3 protein-coding genes are annotated in these 2,948 nt (G+C 77.3%); 1 reads left to right on the forward strand and 2 read right to left on the reverse strand.

The window, feature by feature from the left end:
- Both ACFU6K_RS35525 and ACFU6K_RS35530 read right to left on the reverse strand, forming a co-directional pair.
- Positions 1-948: ArsR family transcriptional regulator (locus tag ACFU6K_RS35525; protein WP_380670232.1), on the reverse strand; the 948-nt coding region annotated here is incomplete at its 3' end.
- Between the two features lie 104 nt (positions 949-1,052).
- A complete protein-coding gene (locus tag ACFU6K_RS35530) occupies positions 1,053-1,271 on the reverse strand; it encodes an MbtH family protein (RefSeq protein WP_117487098.1) in 219 nt (72 codons plus the stop codon).
- Between the two features lie 437 nt (positions 1,272-1,708).
- Here ACFU6K_RS35530 and ACFU6K_RS35535 point away from each other — a divergent pair, with 437 nt between their 5' ends.
- The gene (locus tag ACFU6K_RS35535) at positions 1,709-2,914 is read left to right on the forward strand and encodes an MFS transporter (RefSeq protein WP_380670235.1); all 1,206 of its coding nucleotides are present in this window, start codon (positions 1,709-1,711) and stop codon (positions 2,912-2,914) included.
- The last annotated feature ends 34 nt before the right edge of the window (positions 2,915-2,948 follow it).

The following is a 2,948-nucleotide window of genomic DNA, read 5'->3' on the forward strand; positions in this document are numbered from 1 at the left end:
GCCCCCGCCCGTCGCCGCCGGCCGTACCGGCCCGCCGTCCAGCAGCGCCATCCCGAGCGGCGTCACCGAGTGCAGCACGGTGTTGCGCACCCGGCGGGTGGTGATCAGCCCGCTCTGGCGCAGCACCGCCGCGTGCTGGCTGGCGCTGGCCGCCGAGATGCCCAGCCGGTCGGCGAGCTGGCTGGTCGTGCAACTCGCCCGCAGCGTCCGCAGGGCGGCCGCCCGGGTCTGGCCCACCAGGGCGCCGAGCGGCCGCGAGCCGCTGTCGCGCTCCTGCCACAGCTGGGCCCCCTTGCGGGCGTGCGGCGGGGCCGCGAACACCAGCACCACCTGCGCGTCCGGCCCCTCGGCGTCGATCGCCAGGCCCGGCCGGTGGTTGAGGAACACCGAGGGGGTGAGCACCAGGCCCCGGCCGCCCAGCCGGATGTCCTGGTCCGGCCCGCCGGGGATCTCCAGGACCGGCGCCCGCCAGGTCATCCGGGGGTGCGCGGTGGACAGCAGCAGCTCCACCCCGCCGGCCATCACGATCCGGCCGCGCGCCTCGCACTCGGCCACCAGGTAGGCGTGCAGGTGCTGCCAGAACGGCGCCACGGCCAGCTGCCAGGCCTCCAGCAGGCAGGCGTCCAGGCCCGCCCCGGGCCGCTGCGGCAGCTCGCACGCCTCGGAGGCGTCGAACGGCCCGGCCGGCTCGGGCGGCGCGTCGGGCGCCTCGGCGTACCGCAGCGCCTGCCGGAGCAGCGAGTCCACGTCGTGCTCGGGACGGCTGCGCGGGCGGGGCACCGGCCGCCGGGGGAGGCGCTCGTTCACCTGCTTCCGCCACCGGGCGTACGGCGCGCTCACGCCGCGGTCCAGCAGGTCGCAGGCGAAGGCCGATTCCACGAGCGGGCCCATGGTGCTCTTCAGTCGGGTTCTGGCGAGGTCGGCTGCGGTGAAGTGAATCCTCTGCACGATGAAGGTCCCCGTTTCCGTGGTGATGAGGGGGAAATCGACGCGGCCCGGCCGCCCCCACGCGGGCAGGCCGGGCCCTTCCTCACATGGATCAGGCGCCCCCGCTACGAGGCCCGGGCGGCGGAGGCCTCGCGCAGACTGCGCGGGCGCATGTCCGTCCAGTTGGCCTCGACGTAGGCCAGCGCCTCCTCGCGCGGCCCCTCGGCCAGCGCCACCGTCCAGCCGTCCGGCCGCTCGGCGAACGCGGGCCACAGCGAGTGCTGGCCCTCGTCGTTCACCAGCACCAGGAAGGTCCCGTCCGCGTCGTCAAAGGGGTTCGACATGTCGCACACTCCATTCCGGGTAGGGCGCGGTGCGGCCCTCGGGTCGTCGGCGCACGCGGGACACCGGGGTGGACCCGCTCCGCACATGCTCCCTCGGCTCGCTGACATGGTGCTGACCGCGCCCTGATGGGCCCCGGCGAACCCGTCGGGACCCAAGAGGCGTTGGTGAACTCTCCTCGGTCACAACGAATATGACACAACGTCCGTTCCGATACCGGCGTTCCGCACCGTTGCGGCCGGCGGCGCGGGGGCCTGCCCGGGAAGCCGGCGGGGCCGACGTCCCGGACGTGCCCTCGCGCGGACGTGCCCTACCATGGCCCCGTGTTCCCCTTCCGTGACTAGGGCCCCGCGCGGCGACCGCACCCCGGTGGTGCGGTCCTTCGGCGTCCCGGTCCACCGGCGCGCGGCGCGCGCCAGCTCCAGAGGAACCCCTTCCCATGTCTTCGTCCTACGCGACGGTCCTGCGCACCCCCGGCGCGGTCCGGCTCTTCGGCGCGGCCCTGACCGGCCGCCTCTCCTACGGCGTCGTCCCGCTCTCGCTCCTGCTCGCCGTCACCGCCACGACCGGCTCGTACGCCCGGGCCGGCTGGCTGACGGCGCTGTTCGCTACCTCCAACGTGCTGCTCTCGCCCGCCCGGGCCGGGCTGGTCGACCGCCACGGCCCGCGCCGGACACTGCCGCCGATGGCGGCCGGGTACGCGCTGGTGCTGCTCGGCCTGGCCGCCGCCACCTGGCGTCCCGGCGTCCCGTACCCCGTCCTGCTCGCCCTCGCCGTGGCGGCCGGCGTGCTCGCGCCGCCCCTCGGGCCGGTCACCCGGGCGCGGTGGAGCGCCCTGCTGTCCGACCCCGGGCTGCGCCGCCGGGCCTACAGCCTGGACACCGTCGCCGAGGAACTCCTGTACGTCACCGGGCCGTTGCTGGCCGGCGTGATCGCGGCGGCGGCCCGCCCGGCGCTCGGACTGGTACTGGGCGCCGTCCTCGTCCTGACCGGCTCGCTCGCCCTGGCCGCCTCGGTGCGCGCCGTCGAGCCGGAGCGCGTGGCCGACTCCGCGGCCACCGGCGACCGTTCGCGCCCCTGGCGGCTGCCGGCCAGGACCGGCCAGCCGCTCGCCGCGGCCGCCGGGGCCGGGGCCGGACTCGGCGCGTTCGCCCTGCTGACGGTGGTCTTCGCCCAGCGGCACGGGCAGGCGGCCGACGCCGCCTGGGTGGAGGCGGCGCTGGCGGCCGGGAGCGCGACCGGCGGCCTCGCCCTCGGCGCCCTCGACTGGCGGGCCCCGGCCCGGCGGCGGCTCGCCGTCCTCACCGCGGCCTTCGCCGGCGCGCTGGCCCTGACCTCCCTCGCCCCGACGGTCCCGCTCCTCGCGGCCGTCGCCGCCCTGGCCGGCCTCACCGTGGCCCCGACCCTCACCACCGCCTACCTGCTCGCCGACGAACTCGCCGAGCCCGGTCGGCGGACGCGCGCCGGCGCCTGGGTCAACACGTCCTTCAACGCGGGAAGTTCGGGCGGCACCGCGCTGGCCGGCCTGCTCGCCGACCACCTCCCGCTGCCCCTCTGCCTCGCCCTCGCCGCCACCCCGGCCCTGGCCGCCCTCACCACCGTCCGAACCCGCCCCGCCACCCCGCCCGACCACCTCCCCGCCTGATGCCGAGCGCCCGCGCGGGCGGCAGTGCCCCGCC

The organism is Kitasatospora sp. NPDC057512, from assembly GCF_042802135.1.
Taxonomy (GTDB): Bacteria; Actinomycetota; Actinomycetes; order Streptomycetales; family Streptomycetaceae; genus Kitasatospora.

What these genes read in the sequence shown, in the direction of transcription:
- ACFU6K_RS35535 (WP_380670235.1), top strand. Translation starts at nt 1,709, where the DNA reads ATGTCTTCGTCCTACGCGACGGTCCTGCGCACCCCCGGCGCGGTCCGG.
- ACFU6K_RS35530 (WP_117487098.1), bottom strand. Translation starts at nt 1,271, where the DNA reads ATGTCGAACCCCTTTGACGACGCGGACGGGACCTTCCTGGTGCTGGTG.